Source organism: Streptomyces sp. TP-A0356 (assembly GCF_001417775.1).
Taxonomy (GTDB): Bacteria; Actinomycetota; Actinomycetes; order Streptomycetales; family Streptomycetaceae; genus Streptomyces.
In genome coordinates this window covers 331,236-344,294 of record NZ_BBZJ01000018.1, presented here as the reverse complement: position 1 = coordinate 344,294, position 13,059 = coordinate 331,236, and the positions used below count along the sequence as shown (strand labels likewise).

The 13,059-nt window shown below is 71.7% G+C and carries 13 protein-coding genes; 4 read left to right on the top strand and 9 right to left on the bottom strand.

Annotation, left to right across the window (positions count from 1 at the left end; genetic code table 11):
• Positions 1 to 104: 104 nt before the first annotated feature.
• Genes ASC56_RS16690 through rpmF form a run of 4 tightly spaced genes read right to left on the bottom strand, consistent with a single transcriptional unit; the run spans position 105 to position 2,870 of the window.
• Positions 105 to 497 carry an SCO5389 family protein gene (locus ASC56_RS16690; RefSeq protein ID WP_055492199.1) on the bottom strand — a complete coding sequence of 131 codons (393 nt, stop codon included), beginning with the start codon at positions 495 to 497 and terminating at the stop codon, positions 105 to 107.
• Positions 498 to 541: 44 nt separating this feature from the next.
• On the bottom strand, positions 542 to 1,501 hold the full coding sequence (locus ASC56_RS16685; RefSeq protein ID WP_055492198.1) for an adenylyl-sulfate kinase: 960 nt from the start codon (positions 1,499 to 1,501) through the stop codon (positions 542 to 544).
• A gap of 10 nt (positions 1,502 to 1,511) precedes the next feature.
• Entirely contained in the window at positions 1,512 to 2,693 is a 1,182-nt protein-coding gene (locus tag ASC56_RS16680) for a GTP-binding protein (protein ID WP_055492197.1), read from the bottom strand.
• A gap of 6 nt (positions 2,694 to 2,699) precedes the next feature.
• Positions 2,700 to 2,870 (bottom strand): 50S ribosomal protein L32, encoded by a 171-nt coding sequence (gene rpmF / locus ASC56_RS16675; RefSeq protein WP_055492196.1) that lies wholly within the window; start codon positions 2,868 to 2,870, stop codon positions 2,700 to 2,702.
• A gap of 152 nt (positions 2,871 to 3,022) precedes the next feature.
• On the opposite strand from rpmF, the gene ASC56_RS16670 reads away from it, so the two are divergent.
• The 3 genes from ASC56_RS16670 to ASC56_RS16660 all read left to right on the top strand — a co-directional run bounded on the left by ASC56_RS16670 (position 3,023) and on the right by ASC56_RS16660 (position 5,806).
• Positions 3,023 to 4,048 (top strand): permease, encoded by a 1,026-nt coding sequence (locus ASC56_RS16670; RefSeq protein WP_371330071.1) that lies wholly within the window; start codon positions 3,023 to 3,025, stop codon positions 4,046 to 4,048.
• Positions 4,045 to 5,043, top strand: a complete 999-nt coding sequence (locus tag ASC56_RS16665; protein WP_055492194.1) for a TIGR03943 family protein — start codon at positions 4,045 to 4,047, stop codon at positions 5,041 to 5,043. The genes ASC56_RS16670 and ASC56_RS16665 overlap by 4 nt, the downstream gene beginning before the upstream one ends.
• 238 nt (positions 5,044 to 5,281) lie before the next feature.
• Positions 5,282 to 5,806 (top strand): hypothetical protein, encoded by a 525-nt coding sequence (locus ASC56_RS16660; RefSeq protein WP_055492193.1) that lies wholly within the window; start codon positions 5,282 to 5,284, stop codon positions 5,804 to 5,806.
• 6 nt (positions 5,807 to 5,812) lie between these two features.
• Here ASC56_RS16660 and ASC56_RS16655 read toward each other — a convergent pair whose 3' ends face one another.
• From ASC56_RS16655 to ASC56_RS16635, 5 genes are all read right to left on the bottom strand, one after another.
• The gene (locus tag ASC56_RS16655; protein WP_055492263.1) at positions 5,813 to 6,484 is read right to left on the bottom strand and encodes a DUF6445 family protein; all 672 of its coding nucleotides are present in this window, start codon (positions 6,482 to 6,484) and stop codon (positions 5,813 to 5,815) included.
• A 123-nt stretch (positions 6,485 to 6,607) separates the two neighbouring features.
• A complete protein-coding gene (locus ASC56_RS16650; protein WP_371330070.1) occupies positions 6,608 to 7,903 on the bottom strand; it encodes a protein kinase in 1,296 nt (431 codons plus the stop codon).
• A 260-nt stretch (positions 7,904 to 8,163) separates the two neighbouring features.
• Entirely contained in the window at positions 8,164 to 8,406 is a 243-nt protein-coding gene (locus ASC56_RS16645; RefSeq protein WP_199836008.1) for a hypothetical protein, read from the bottom strand.
• Between the two features lie 170 nt (positions 8,407 to 8,576).
• Positions 8,577 to 9,488, bottom strand: a complete 912-nt coding sequence (locus ASC56_RS40640; protein WP_055492190.1) for a hypothetical protein — start codon at positions 9,486 to 9,488, stop codon at positions 8,577 to 8,579.
• 163 nt (positions 9,489 to 9,651) lie between these two features.
• A complete protein-coding gene (locus ASC56_RS16635) occupies positions 9,652 to 11,718 on the bottom strand; it encodes a SpoIIE family protein phosphatase (protein WP_055492189.1) in 2,067 nt (688 codons plus the stop codon).
• Positions 11,719 to 12,029: 311 nt separating this feature from the next.
• Here ASC56_RS16635 and ASC56_RS16630 point away from each other — a divergent pair, with 311 nt between their 5' ends.
• Positions 12,030 to 13,046: a cytochrome c oxidase assembly protein gene (locus ASC56_RS16630; RefSeq protein ID WP_055492188.1), complete on the top strand. Its 1,017-nt coding sequence runs from the start codon at positions 12,030 to 12,032 to the stop codon at positions 13,044 to 13,046.
• Positions 13,047 to 13,059: the final 13 nt, after the last annotated feature.

The window sequence follows — 13,059 nt, the reverse complement described above, 5'->3', positions numbered from 1 at the left end:
GGTACGCGTGCGACGGGAGTCAAGAACCTTTTCCGCAGGTAAAATCCGCGGCCCACGATGTGGGGGTCGTCACACCGTGAGCCGCCGGGGTCCGGGCCGGGAGGTCAGCAGTCGCGGAACTCGGGTGACTGGTTGAGGATCTGGGCGCGCAGCGACGTGAAGCGGGTGTGGGTCGCGCCGCCGCGGTCCTCGGGACGGAAGACGGCCACGCGGTGGCAGTTCTGGAAGGCCAGCGCCACCCCGAAGTGCCGCTCCAGGCTGCCCCGGATCGCGTCGCTGGACAGCGCGCGCAGCAGCTGCCCGCGCTCCTTCTCGGACGGCGGCGGGGTCTGGTTGTCGGCGAACTCCGCGGTGCCGCCGCGCAGTTCTGCGGCCAGACGAGCGATCAGATCGTAGGCGTACGGCAGGGAGGTGCGGACCGTGTCCACGAAGTCCTCTTCGCGCACCGGGCCCGTCTCGGCTTCGGCGAGCAGCTGCGGGGAGACGTCGAGAGACATGCAGGGGCGTCCTGTCTGTGTGAGGGGGCTGCTGCGGTTCGGATTCAGTGGCCGGGTGCGAGCGCCACCGGGCCGTGGCGGAAGTCCGGGTCGACCTGGGTGGCGAGGTCGTGCCCGGTGGCCCGGTCGGCCCAGGCGGCGGCGTTGCGCAGATGGAACTCGACGGCGTGCTTCTGGAACGCGTCCCAGTCCTTCGTGCGGGCGTCGACGGCGTCCCGAAGCAGGCGCAGCGCATGCGCGTTGTGCGGCTCCAACTCGCCTTCTGCCCGACCCTGTTCCTGGGCGCGTACGAAGTCGGACCGCACGCAGTGGGCCACCAGGTCGTCGCCCACGTGCTCCTTGAGGAAGAGCAGATCGTCCTCGTCGGCGACCTTGTTGCCGACGACGGCGACCGGGACGCCGAACTCGGCGGCGTGCTCCCGGTACTGGCGGTGCACGGAGACGCTCTTGCGGGTCGGCTCGACGACCAGGAACGTCTTGTCGAAGCGGGTGAACAGGCCGGAGGCGAAGGCGTCGGCGCCGGCGGTCATGTCGACGACGACGTACTCGCCGGAGCCGTCCACGAGATGGTTGAGGTACAGCTCGACCGCGCCGAGCTTGGAGTGGTAGCAGGCCACACCGAGGTCGCTCTCGTCGAAGGCGCCGGTCACCATCAGCGGCACCCCGCCGACCTCGTGCAGATGCCGGGCGTGGATCTCGTCGTCGCCGAGCAGCCGCAGCAGTCGGGAGCCGCGGCCCGGCGGAGTGGTCTTGATCATCGCCTCGCGGGAGGCGATCCGTGGGTTCGTGCCTCGCAGGAAGTCCTTGACCTCGCCGAGGTGCGCGCTGAGCGGCGGGGCCGGGAAGGACTCGTCCTCGTCGAGGCCCAGGGCGTGGGCGAGGTGCTGGTTGATGTCCCCGTCGATGGCGACGACGGGGGCGCCGGAACGGCTTAAGTGGCGGGCGAAGAGGGCGGACAGCGTGGTCTTGCCACTGCCGCCCTTGCCGACGAACGCGACGCGCATCGGGCAACTCCTAGGTGGGAATGGTGTGTTCGTGTTCGCAGGTGTCGTCGATGCCGTAGGTGTCCCAGGCGGGGAACGGATCGACGTCGGGGAGGCCTTCGCCGTCCCGCAGCAGGCAGCCGGTGAGGGCGGAGTGCAGGGCCCCGGCGTCCAACCGCGTCCCGATGAGGACGAGTTCCTGCGCGTACGGGCCGTCGGTGTCGCGGGCCGCCGAGGGCTCGAAGCGGGCCACGGAACCGGCCTGCGACCACAGTCCGGTGACGTGGGGACGGCTCGCGAGGGTGAAGAACCCCTTGGAGCGCAGGATCTCCCCGAACGCGCCGCTGTCCATGTCCTCGGTGACGAAGGTCCACAACCGGCCGGGGTGGAAGGGGCGTTCGGCGCGGAAGACGGTGGAGGAGATGCCGTACTCCTCCGTCTCGGGCACGTGGTCGCCGTTCAGTTCCCGTACCCAGCCGGGTGCCTGCTGGGCGCGGTCCAGGTGGAAGAGGCGGGTGCCGAGGACGTCGTGGAGGCGGACCCGGCCGCGGACCGCGGGGAGGATGCGGGCCGCCGGGTTGAGGCGGGCGAGGGCCGCCCGGAGGCGGTCGGCGGCCTGCGCGTCGACCAGGTCGAGCTTGTTGACGACGATGACGTCGGCGAACTCGATCTGGTCCACCAGCAGATCGCTGACCGTGCGCTCGTCGTCCTCGTACTGGTCCAGGCCGCGTGCGAGGAGTTCGTCGCCGCCGGCCAGCTCCGGCAGGAAGTTCGCCGCGTCGACGACCGTGACCATCGTGTCCAGACGGGCGAGGTCGCCGAGGGTGGCGCCGTCGTCGCGGGCGAAGGCGAAGGTGGCCGCCACCGGCATGGGTTCGCTGATGCCGGAGGACTCGACGAGGAGGTAGTCGAAGCGGCCCTCGCGGGCCAGCCGGTCGACCTCCTCCAGCAGGTCGTCGCGCAGGGTGCAGCAGATGCACCCGTTGGTCATCTCGACCAGGCGTTCCTCGGTGCGGGAGAGAGCGGCGTCGCCGCCGCGGACGAGGGCGGCGTCGATGTTGACTTCGCTCATGTCGTTTACGATGACCGCTACCCGCATGCCCTCGCGGTTGCCGAGGACATGGTTGAGGAGGGTGGTCTTGCCGGCGCCGAGGAAGCCGGAGAGGACGGTGACGGGGAGGCGGTCGTCCTGGATCTCCGTCTGGTACGCCATCGCCGCTCAGTCCCCGGGGCGCAGCAACCCGCGCTCGTACGCCCTGACCAGATGCTGCGGTACGAGGTGGCGCACGCCGTCGACCGTGACGGGGACGAGCCACGGGGTGGTGGCCTTCCACTGGGCGCGGCGGTGACGTGTGTTGCTGCGGGACATCTTTCGTTTGGGCACGGCCATGGGGGCCTCCTCCGTGGACCTCGTGGGTGGGTGGGGCGAAACGCTACATGAAAATGGATCCCATTACGAAAAACTCCGCGCGTGGCGGTGCCCCGGAGGGAGGGGCGGTGCCCGCTATGTTCAGTCAGAACATCCGACCTTTCGGAGCGAGCATGCAGAAAACGGATGAGCTGGCCGAGGTCGTCGCCGCGGCTCCCGCGGCGACCGTCGACGAACCCGTACGCCCTCGGCCCCTGCCCTGGTCGCTCCTCGTCGTGCTCCCCGTGATCGCCTCCGCGGTGACCGTCGTCGCCGTCCGTGGCCCCGACGACCCGGCGGTCGCGGCCTGGCGGACCGTCTGTCTCGCCATCACCGTGCAGGCACTGCCGTTCCTGCTGCTCGGCACGGCCCTTTCCGGCGCGATCAACGCGTTCGTGCCGGCCCGCGTGTTCACCCGGGTGCTGCCGAAGCGGCCCGTGCTCGCCGTCCCGGTCGCGGGGGTCGCCGGGGTGGTGCTGCCCGGCTGCGAGTGCGCGTCGGTGCCGGTCGCGAACAGCCTGATCAGCCGTGGAGTCACCCCGTCCGCCGCGTTCGCGTTCCTGCTGTCGGCCCCCGCCATCAACCCGGTCGTGCTGACCGCCACGGCCGTCGCCTTCCCCGGCAGCCCCGCCATGGTCCTGGCCCGGCTGCTCGCCTCGCTCGCCACCGCCGCCGTGATGGGCTGGCTGTGGCTCTGGCTGGGCCGCGAGGAGTGGCTCAGGACGGCCGTACGCCACACCGGGCACCGGCCGGGACACGGCCGGTGGAACGAGTTCCGGCTCGGCTTCCAGCACGACTTCCTGCACGCGGGCGGCTTCCTGGTGCTCGGGGCCATGGCGGCGGCCACGTTCAACGTGACGGTCCCGCGCTCCGTGCTCGACACGTTCTCCGGCTCGACCTGGCTGTCGGTGCTGTTGCTGGCCGCCCTCGCCGTCGTTCTCGCGGTCTGCTCGGAGGCCGACGCCTTCGTGGCCGCCTCGCTCAGCGGCTTCTCACCGCTGGCCCGGCTGGCGTTCATGGTGGTCGGGCCGATGGTCGACCTGAAGCTGATCGCGCTTCAGGCGGGCACGTTCGGGCGGGCCTTCGCGCTGCGCTTCTCCAGCGCGACGACGGTGGTCGCGGTCGTCTGCAGCGTGCTGATCGGAGGGGCCCTGCTGTGAAGCGCCCCGCTCAGGTGCTGCTGCTCGTCCTCAGCGGGCTCGGCCTGTTGCACGCCTCCCTCTTCACCGACCTGTGCCTCAGATACGTACGGCCCGGGCTGCGGCCGTATCTGGTCGCGTCGGGCGTGCTGCTCCTCGTACTCGGGCTCGCGGGGGCGGCGCTGGACCGGGAGAGCGAGCCGCCTCAGGACGGTCACGGAGGCGGCGGTCCGGACGGGCACCCGCGGGACCACGGCGGCGTGCAGACGCACGCGGCTCTCGGTGGTCCGGAGGTGCGTGGGGACGGTCTCGGTGGTCCGCAGATGTGCGCCGACGGTCTCGGTGGACCGGAGGTGCGCGTGCCCGGTCAGGAGGGCCCGGCGGGGCATGCACACGGTCATGACCACGGGCCCGGTGGGCGCGCGTCCGGCCACGACGGTTCCGAAGGGCGCGCGCCCGGGCACGGCCGTCTCGAAGGGCACGCGCCCGGGCACGACCACTCCACCGCGCCCCGTATCGCCTGGCTGCTGTTCCTGCCCGCGCTCAGCCTGCTCTTCTACGCGCCACCGGCGCTCGGCGCGTACACCGCCTCGCGCGAGGCCCCCAGGGCGGTGAAGGTGCAGAAGCGGTTCGACCCACTGCCGTCGGCCTCACCGCTCCCCATGACCCTCACGGACTTCACCACCCGGGTGCAGCAGGACCGCGCGCAGGCCATCAGGACGCGCAGCATCCAGATGAGCGGCTTCGTCACGCCCGAGGGGCAGGGCGGCGGCTGGTATCTGACCCGGATCATCTTCACGTGCTGCGCGGCGGACGCCCAGTCCGTCAAGGTGCGGGTCTACGGGGCTCCGACCCTGCCCGCCAACACCTGGGTGTCCGTCACCGGAACCTGGCATCCCGGCGGGATCCTGGGCACGAAGTCCGCGCCGGTCGCGCTCGACGCACGTAACGTCCAGCGCATCACCCAGCCGGTGAACGCGTACACCGACGCTCTTCCGCTCACGCCGTCCCGCTGACGGCCCGCCAGAAATGGGGTGAGGGCCGGGTGCGCCCGGTCCTCGCCACCTCCCGTACAACCGGGTGAACCAACACCCAAGGCATGCCCATGACTTCACAATCCGCCGTCATGGCATGGATAAACCTTCAACCAAACATCTCCCGGACCCGCAAAGGGGTCTACCCGCATAGAAATCCCGGTGCTGTCATGCTCACGACCGCCCGGAAATATGCTGGGCACCACACCGGGAGACCCCCATGTCCCGAATATCCCGCTCCCTGGTCACCTCCCTCTCCAGCCTCGCCCTCGCCGCCGCGGGCCTCACCGTCACCGCCGGCACCGCGCACGCGCAGTCCTGCAGCCAGGACTACCTCCCCCTCCCCGACCCCAGCTGCCAGCCCGGCGCCCTCAACCCGGACGTCACGCAGGACACCATCGACTCCACGATCTGTGTCTCCGGCTGGACCGCGACCGTGCGGCCGTCCGCCTCGTACACCACCGCGCTGAAGAAGAAGCAGATCGTCGAGTACGGCTACACCGACACCAGCACCGCGGACTACGAGGAAGACCACTTCGTGCCGCTCGAACTCGGCGGCGCGCCGAGGAGCGAGCAGAACCTGTGGCCCCAGCCGCGGTACGGCACGGAGAACGCCGGTAACAAGGACGCCGTCGAGAACAAGCTCAAGAAGGCCGTGTGCGCCGGGCAGGTGGCCCTGCCGGACGCGCAGAACGCGCTCATCTCGGACTGGACGACCGCGCTCCAGAACCTCGGCCTGAGCTGAGGCCCGTCAGGCCATCCAGAAGAAGACGGCCGTCATGCGCTTCTCCTCCAGGTCGCTGCCCCAGTAACCGGTGGCGCTGTGCATGATGTTGGCCTTGTAGAGGAGCAGCCGGTTGTAGCGTTGCGGCACGCGTACGTCCTCGGTGAACGCGTCCGGCGAGACGTATCGCGTGCCCAGCGCCTCGACCAGGTTGGTGTGCGGCGCCTGCACCATGTTGCCGCCGAGGACGCCGCCCGGCAGGCTCTGCCGGTAGAAGCTCGTGCCGCAGTCCTTGGGGACGTTCGGGCTGAGGTAGAGCACGGCCGCGTAGCGGCACAGGGCGCGCGAGTCGGTGTGCGGGCGCGGTTCGCCCTCGTCCTTGCCGACGACCTGGATGCAGTTGTGGTTGAGGGTGCCACCGCCCGGGGCGGTCTCCTGCCAGAGCTTGTTCGCGCCGGTCTCCTTGCGCACCAACCGTTCGACGCGGGCGAGTTCACCCGGTTCGAGCCCCGGCATCGTGCGCAGTCCGGGCCAGCTCTCCTGCGTGTACGGGTACCCCTTGGTCCAGTCGTCCTTGGCCAGACAACGGGCCCGGACCTCGTCCACGTTCGGTAGCACGTCGTCGAGGATCCAGTAGTCGCGCCCCCGCGTGGGCTTGCGGTACGGGAGCACGGGCAGGCGTGGGGGCTGTGGGGGCATGCGGGTGAACATACAGCCCGCCACCACCACCGTTCCGTTTTCGTCCGGTCAACGTTCTGTCAACTCAACCGCCCACCCAGGCAAGGGAATTGAGGCCACCTCCTGTTCCCTCCCGACCAACCGTCAGGGCGCCGGTGCGGCCGGGCTCGACTGCGTCTGGCTGGGTGTCTCCGCCGAGCTGCTGTCCGGCGAGAACACCGCCATCCCCACGAACATCGCCGTGAGGAACAGCGCCGCCGCGGCGATCAGCCCCACCGCGCGCGGCCGACGGGTGACGAATCCGCCGATCGACGGCCGCCCCCGACGGCTGCCCGCCGACGGTCTTTCACCCCGCGTGGCCGTGGGCGGGCGTTCGCGTTGGGCCCCCGCCGAAGGGCGTTCCCGATGGGGTGCCGTCGAGGGTCGCTGGCGGTGGGGTGCCGTCGAGGGTCGCTGGCGGTGGGCCGCCCGGTGGCCGGGGCCCGCGGGCGCCGACGGCAGCTTGTAGGTCGTCGGCGGGCCCGTCTCCGGGCGGGGGAGCACCGGCGGCTCCGGCGCGGCCACGGTGGCGTGATGCGGCCGGCGGGCCGCGGCCGGGAGTGGTTCGGGACGTCCCCGCCAGGCGCCGGTGGCGAACCAGTCGGCGGCCTGCCTCGCGGTGGGCCGGTCCTCGGGGCGCTTGGCGAGCAGGCCCAGGAGGTAGTTCTCGAAGGCGGGCGGCAGGCCGACGCCCAGTTCGCGCGGCGGTACGGGGGGCGTGTCCAGGTGGTGGTGGAGGATCGCGATCGGGGTGTCGGCCCGGAACGGCGGGTGCCCGGTGAGGAGTTGGTAGAGCACGCAGCCGAGCGAGTACACGTCGCTGGCCGGTCCCGCGGGCTTGCCCAGGGCGCGCTCCGGGGCGATGTACAGGCTCGTACCGACGATCTGCCCGGTCGCCGTGAGCGCTGCTGACGGGTCGTCCATGAAGCGGGCGATGCCGAAGTCGCCGATCTTCACCGTGCCGCCCGCGTCGAGGAGCAGGTTGCCCGGCTTGATGTCCCGGTGCACGATGCCCTGTTCATGGGCCACGGCGAGCCCGGCCGCGGCCTGAGCGGCGATGTGCGCGACCCGCTCGGCGGGCAGCGGTCCGTCGTCGGAGAGCACCCGGGAGAGGCTGTCGCCCTCCACCAGCTCCATCACCAGGAACAGCCGCCCCTCATGCTCACCGAAGTCGAGAACGCCCACGACGTGGGGGTGGTGGAGCCGTCCCGCGGTCTGGGCCTCCAGCCGGAAACGGGAGTCGGCGGTGGGGTCCGCGTTCTGGGTGAGCAGGAGCTTGACGGCGACGGGCCTGCCGAGCATCTGGTCGTACGCCCGCCAGACCTCTCCCATCGCGCCCCGCCCGATGGTGGTGTTCAGCTGGTACCGGCCCGCGATCAGCACCTGTTGTTTCATCCTCATGCCGTGAGACGAATGCCGTGTGACGACTCGACCGCCGCCGGCCATGACTCCGCCAGGGCGGGTGATGGTGGGGGTGCCGGAGCGGGTCCCAGCCTACTGGTACGGGAGCGCGACGCGATCACGGTCTCCCCATCCGTCGTGGGTGAGGCGTCACGATTCGGCCGCATCGTCCTCGCGCGGCCGACACGAACACCCGGCAGCCGGGCACGAGTTGTCGCCGTGCCCGGCTGCAGGATCGGTCGATTCGGGTGTGTGCGGGCCTACTTGGTGCAGCCCGTCACCCTGCCCATCCACGTGACGAAGTCCCCGGCGTCCTCGTTCGCTCCGTGGCCGGTGTCCCAGTAGTGCTTGATGTCGACGTCCTCGCCGAGCTCGTGCAGGCGGGCGGCGAGGTTGGAGGCGACCGTCAAGGAGGTGTCGCTGTCCTTGGTGCCCAGGCGGATCCACCAGTGCTTGGACCGCCTGCCGTTGACCTTCTCCACGAGGTGGTACATCGGGTTCATCAGGCGGAGCCTGGTACGGGCCGCGCGGCGTGGACAGCCCCTGGGTGGTCGAGGTCACGCGCCCCTGACCGCACGCGGCCTCGAGGCGGGGCCTCGGGCCGCTCATCGCCGGGCGAGGGCGCGGTCGGCGCGGACGCGGTCAGGGGGCGGGCAGGAATCCAGGGGGACGGTCAGCCGAGGCACACCACGAGCAGGCAGAGGTGCGCGGGCGAGGTCGCGGTCGCCGCCGGGCTCGTCTGGGAGCTGCCCGCACCGGTGCCGTTGCCGGCGGCGGGGGCGGACGGCTGCTGGGTGGCCGTGCCGGAGCCGCCGGAGCCCGTTCCGCCGGTGGACGGGGAGGAGACCGTCGGCTGCGGCACCGGCGCCGCGGGCGCACCGGCCGCGTGAGCCGTCTGCGGCGCGGACGCCGCGGACGCCATGTACGTCGTCGTACGAGGCACGGCGGCGGCGTCCGGCCGGGCGCTCGGTGGCGTGCTGGACGGCGCCGTGGCGGCCGACCGCCGGCTCGGGAGGTGGGTCGCGGGCGACTGCGTGGCGGGAGTGCGCGAGGAGCGGTGGGTGCCGGGCCGGGCCGGCGACGGGACGGTGGGCTGCGTCGCCTGCTTCTCTCCGGCGCCCATGGTCGCGACGTCCGGCGCCGTGGAGGCCTGTGCTCGGTCCCCGGAGTGCCGGTCCATCGACGCGAGGGTCAGACCGCCTCCGACGAGGGCGACGGCGGTCGCGACCACGGCCCGGCGCTGGTTCTTCTTCCAGCGGGCCATCTGGCGCCGCCGTGCCGCCCGCCCCTGCGGCACGGGGGGCACGTTGTCCGGGTCGACGGCCCCGTCGGCTTCCGGGGCCTCGCCGCCGCCGACCGCGACGAGCTCCTCGGGGCGGGGGCGGCCGTCGTGCAATGTCTCGGGGGCCGTGAGCTCCCATGCCGTGGCCGCGCTGACCGCCGCGCCCTTCGGTGCGGCGGTGGCCCGGGCCGGGACGGGGCGGCCCGCGACGGTGGCCGGGGCGATGTCGGGAGCGTAGGCACCGCACCCGGGGCATACCAGGGCGCCATTGAGGTGCCGACGACACGAGGAGCAGTAGTCCATTGCTGTCTTCCTGAGTTGACATGCCATCGACGCCGGGCCGCGGCCTGGTCACATTCGCACGTGAAAATCGAACGGCCTGCAACGCTAACGAGCCTTACTAAAGACTGTGTGCAGTCTGTGTGATGCTCCTGCGTGGATTCTCCGAGGGCCTCGTGCGCGTGGCCTACTGGGCGCGGGCGACGAGGAGGGCGACGTCGTCGTGGTCGTCGGGGTGGCGCAGCCCGTACAGCAGCAGGTCGCAGGTCTCCTCCAGGGGGCGATGGGGTTCGTCGAGGAGGCCGAGTAGGGCGTCCAGACGGTTGTCGATGGGGTGGTGGCGCGTCTCGACGAGTCCGTCCGTGTAGAGGACCAGCGTGTCGCCGGGGTTGAGGTCGGCCGTGGTGGTCTCGAAGGGGACGCCGCCGACGCCGAGCGGGGCTCCGGTGGGCAGGTCCAGCAGGACGGGGTCGTGGCCGGGGCGGGCCAGCGCGGGTGGCATGTGTCCGGCGTTGGCGATGTGGCACTGCCTGGTGTGGGGGTCGTACACGGCGTAGATGCAGGTGACGATGTAGTGCTCCAGATCGCAGGTGATCTTGTCGAGGTGCTGGAGCACCGTCTCGGGGCGGAGGTCGAGGTCCGCGTAGGCACAGGTGGCGGTGCGCAGCCGGCCCATGGTGGCGGCGGCGTCGATGCCGTTGCCCATGACGTCGCCGACGACCAGCGCCGTCTTGTCGTCGCTCAGGGGGATGACGTCGTACCAGTCGCCGCCGACCTCGCTGGTGGCCTGGGCGGGCTGGTAGCGGGAGGCGAGTTCCAGGCCGGTCTGGTGCGGGGGATGGTCGGGCAGCAGGCTGCGCTGGAGGGTGAGCGCGGTGTTGCGCACGCTCTGGTACCAGCGGGCGTTGTCGATGGCCACGGCGGCGCGGCCGGCCAGTTCGCTCGCCAGGACGACGTCGTCCTCGTCGAACGGTGCGGGGTTGAGGGTGCGCTTGAGGTCGAGGGCGCCGAGCACCTCCCCGTGGGCGATCAGCGGCACCGCGAGATACGAGTGGACGCCGGCGCGGGCCAGCAGGGAGGTGGCCTCGGGGTCACGGGCGATGTGCCGTAGATCCTCGTCGCCCACATGACGCACCAGGACCGGCCGGCCGGTGTGGACGCACAGGGTGACCAGGCGGTCGCCGTCGTAGGCCGCGAGGTCACCGGGAGGGTCGGCGGCGCGCAGGGCGACGGTGGGATGGGACGCGGTGAGGGCCAGGGCGCGGAAGAGTTCCGGGCCACTGTCCGGCGCGCTGGTGCGACGGCAGGCGAGGGCGGAGTCCAGGACGTCCACCGCGACGACGTCGGCGAGCTCCGGGGTAGCGATCTCGGCCAGTTCGCGGGCGGTCCGCTCCACCTCCAGGGTGGTTCCGACGCGGGCGGAGGCGTCGGCGATCAGGGCCAGGCGGCGGCGGGCCCGGTCGGCCTCGGTGGCCGCGCGGTGCCGCTCGGTGACGTCGACGACCGAGAGGGCCGCGCCGAGGACCCGCCCACCGGGGTCCTCCAGGCGGTAGAAGGAGAGGGACCAGGCGTGGTCGTTGTCGGGGTCGGCGGGGGTGCGGCCGACGGCGTACTGGTCGAGCAGCGGGGTGCCGGTCGTCAGCACCTGGTGCAGCGCGGACTCGATGGTGTCGATGTCGGGGAAGGTCAGGGTGTCCCTCAGATGGCGGCCGAGGTGCTCCTGGGCGGGTATGCCGTCGATGCGCTCCAGTGCCGGGTTGACCAGGAGACAGCGCAGGTCGGGGTCCATGAGGGCCAGACCGATCGGGGACTGGTTGACCAGCCGTTCGCACAGGGCCAGGTCCGTCTCGACGCGTTGCAGGGTGGTGTGGTCGGCGGCGATGCCCAGGGCGTAGACGTCCCCGAGGTCGTTCAGCAGCCGCATGTTGCGGAACTCCATCAGGCGGGTGGTGCCGTCCTTGTGCCGGATGGGGAAGGCACCGGCCCAGCTCCGGCCGGTCTCCAACACCTCGGCGAACAGACTCAGGACCGCCTGAAGGTGTTCCGGGCGGACGAGCAGCCGCGCGGCGTACTTGCCGAGGGCCTCCTTCGCGTTGTATCCGAAGAGCTCCTCGGCCTGCGGGCTCCAGAACACGATGCGCCCTCGGGTGTCCAGCACCACCGCGGCGATGCTGAGCACGTCCAGCAAGCCCGTCGGCCGGGGCTGCCCGCGCAGGGGCTGGTCGCCGTCGGCCTGGAAGGATTCGGCTGTCATCCCAGATTCTCCCTCCGCCTGCCGACGCGACCTGCCGTCCTGCACCGGCATCGCTCGACGCCGCGTCCTGGCTTCCGGTATCTCCATGCTGCCCCTGGCCGGGTGGCCTGCCCAGCCCAGGGCACTCCGAGCGGTCCTGCCCACGCGAAGCCTTCGCCCGGCGCGGCCCCGCGCCGCAGGCCCCGGTCTCACACCCCGGTTTCACACCCGGGTCTCACACCCCGGTTTCACACCCGGTCTCCCTTGGGGCTAACGTCCCGTTGTCGGGCTGCATCCGGCTCGTCCCCTTGGACCGGAGGAGGGTGATTCGCGTGGTTGGTTACCCGTGGAGCGATCTCGCGGCGGCGAGCCTGCCGGAGCTGACCACGGGCCGTCTGCTGTCCTCCTGGCAGCTGGATGTGCCCGCGCTGCTCCTGGTCCTCGTCCTCGGCTCGCTCTACGGCTGGGGAGTCCTGCGACTGCGCCGCCGGGGCGAGCCCTGGTCACCGGCCCGCACCGCGGCCTTCACCCTGCTCGGGCTCGGGGCGCTGGTGGTGGCCACGATGTCCGGGCTCGCCGTGTACGACCATGTGCTGTTCTGGCCGGCCGCGGTCCAGAACATCCTGCTCGACCTCGTCGCGCCTCTCGGTCTTGCCCTCGGCGACCCGCTGCGCCTGGCCGTCCGGGCGCTCCCGGAACGCGCCTCGGGCCGGCTTCGGCGGACGATGACCGGGCGACTGGTGCGTGTGCTCACCTTCCCCCTGGTCAGCACGGCGCTGGTGCTCGCCACCGAGCTCACGGTCTACTTCACGCCATACTTCGCCACCGCCCTGCGCGTGGGCTGGCTGCACGAGCTGATGTATCTCCACCTCCTGGCGGCCGGAAGCCTGTTCGTGGTGCCGGTGCTCACCCATGAGCAGGCGTTGCCCGCCTGGTGCACTCACCCCGTGCGGGCGGCGCTGGTCTTCCTCGACGGGATCGTGGACGCGGTGCCGGGCGTCGTGGTGATGACCCACGGCACGCTGATCGCGGGGGCCTGGTATCTGCACCACGCGCCGTCCTGGGCGCCGGACGTCCACCAGGACCAGCAGCTGGGCGGCGGCGCGATGCTCGGCATCGCCGAGCTGGTCGCGCTGCCCTTCCTGCTGGCGATCCTGGTGCAGTGGGCGCGCCACGAGCGCCTTCAGTCCGCGGCCCTCGACCGCCGCCTGGAGACTGAGCTCGTCCCCGCCGCCCCACGGCCGCAGAGCCCGGGCCCGGGCCCGTTGGAGGCTCCCGACCTCGTACGGCCCTGGTGGGAGACCGAGCAGAGCGACGTCGCCGACCGCATCCGGCGACAGCGGCGCTGAGCGCGAAGGGGAC

Excerpts from the sequence above, each read along its gene's own strand:
- ASC56_RS16690 (WP_055492199.1), bottom strand. The coding sequence starts at position 497 with ATGTCTCTCGACGTCTCCCCGCAGCTGCTCGCCGAAGCCGAGACGGGC.
- ASC56_RS16685 (WP_055492198.1), bottom strand. The coding sequence starts at position 1,501 with ATGCGCGTCGCGTTCGTCGGCAAGGGCGGCAGTGGCAAGACCACGCTG.
- ASC56_RS16680 (WP_055492197.1), bottom strand. The coding sequence starts at position 2,693 with ATGGCGTACCAGACGGAGATCCAGGACGACCGCCTCCCCGTCACCGTC.
- rpmF (WP_055492196.1), bottom strand. The coding sequence starts at position 2,870 with ATGGCCGTGCCCAAACGAAAGATGTCCCGCAGCAACACACGTCACCGC.
- ASC56_RS16670 (WP_371330071.1), top strand. The coding sequence starts at position 3,023 with ATGCAGAAAACGGATGAGCTGGCCGAGGTCGTCGCCGCGGCTCCCGCG.
- ASC56_RS16660 (WP_055492193.1), top strand. The coding sequence starts at position 5,282 with ATGTCCCGAATATCCCGCTCCCTGGTCACCTCCCTCTCCAGCCTCGCC.
- ASC56_RS16655 (WP_055492263.1), bottom strand. The coding sequence starts at position 6,484 with ATGCCCCCACAGCCCCCACGCCTGCCCGTGCTCCCGTACCGCAAGCCC.
- ASC56_RS16650 (WP_371330070.1), bottom strand. The coding sequence starts at position 7,903 with ATGAGGATGAAACAACAGGTGCTGATCGCGGGCCGGTACCAGCTGAAC.
- ASC56_RS16645 (WP_199836008.1), bottom strand. The coding sequence starts at position 8,406 with ATGAACCCGATGTACCACCTCGTGGAGAAGGTCAACGGCAGGCGGTCC.
- ASC56_RS40640 (WP_055492190.1), bottom strand. The coding sequence starts at position 9,488 with ATGGACTACTGCTCCTCGTGTCGTCGGCACCTCAATGGCGCCCTGGTA.
- ASC56_RS16635 (WP_055492189.1), bottom strand. The coding sequence starts at position 11,718 with ATGACAGCCGAATCCTTCCAGGCCGACGGCGACCAGCCCCTGCGCGGG.